The sequence below is a fragment of the uncultured Kluyvera sp. genome (assembly GCF_902485085.1).
GTDB lineage: Bacteria > Pseudomonadota > Gammaproteobacteria > Enterobacterales > Enterobacteriaceae > Kluyvera > Kluyvera ascorbata.
In genome coordinates, this window is record NZ_CABTJS010000092.1 from 1 (window position 1) to 1071 (window position 1071).

Here is a 1071-nt window from a genome sequence, read left to right on the forward strand (position 1 = left end):
ACCGAGGCGCGCGATTTTTCGAACAGTTCGATGGTGGTTTTCTCGTCCGCCGCCAGATCGCCACGCGCCATCACGGTGCGTTCTGCTGCCTCGCGCGGACTGAACCAGGCCTCGATGGCAGACAGAAACTGCCACAGCAGCATGAGCGCGGCAATACAGGCGGTGATGAAGAGCCAGCGCCGGACGAAGCGGTCCGGCGCGGGGCGTTGGTACGGGTCGAGATAGGCGATGAGACGTCTCCTGTTGATGGGCAATCAGCGCCACAGCCCGCTCGGGCGCCAGCGCGGTGGGCGCGTCGCCAAAGCGGATTCCGGCAAAAAATGGGGCGCGCGGAGTGGCAACGCTGATGCTGGCCCAGGCGCCAACGTCAGCAGGCGTGCGATGCGCTCTTGCGTTGCCGGACGCGTGCGCAAGCAGGAGGGCTCGGGATTGCCCCATCCCGGCCATAGCCAGGCACGCCAGGAGCGGCTGACCCGCTCGATTTTCGCCAGCGCGGACGCCAGCCCCTGCGGGTCGCCAGTCAGTTCCGCCGCAAGGCGGTCAGCGTCGAACTCACGCACGCGAGACAAGCCGAGCTGTGCGAGCAGGGCCAGTTGGGGCGATGCGGCCAATAACAATAGACCAGGCCAATAGACCTCCGCCGCGCCAACCAGCAGCGCGGGCAGGCTGAGCAGGATCGCGATCTGTCCCATAAGGGCCAGTAGGCACGTGAGGCGACTGACGGAATCCGCCAGCCCCATGATACGCAGATCCTCATTAGTGATGTGCGCGACCTCGTGCGCGAGCACACCCGCCAGCTCGCGTGGGCTCAGGCTGCGCAGCAGGCCATCGGTGAGGGCGATCGATGCCTCCTGCTTCGATCCGGTGGCGAAGGCGTTGACGACGGCACTGGGCACATAGTGCGGCACCGGCGTGGCGGGCAGCTCGCGCAACAGGGCCCACATCTCGTGGGCTTGTTGCGGGTGCAAGGCCCGTACGCGGTACAGGCGCAAGCTCAGCGCCGACGCGGCTACCGGTTCCAGCAGCAACGCACCTGCAACGGCAAACAGCGCGAGCCACAGGCAGCCTTCC

The 1071-nt window shown here is 66.8% G+C and carries 1 protein-coding gene and 1 pseudogene; both read right to left on the minus strand.

Features of this window, described 5'->3' with window-relative positions; all coding sequences use genetic code 11:
* A pseudogene (locus tag RDN66_RS10990) lies at positions 1-230 on the minus strand (2-alkenal reductase); the annotation flags it as partial.
* A 24-nt stretch (positions 231-254) separates the two neighbouring features.
* Positions 255-1071 (minus strand): zinc metalloprotease HtpX (locus RDN66_RS10995; protein WP_308537846.1); only part of this gene is annotated, 817 nt, incomplete at its 5' end.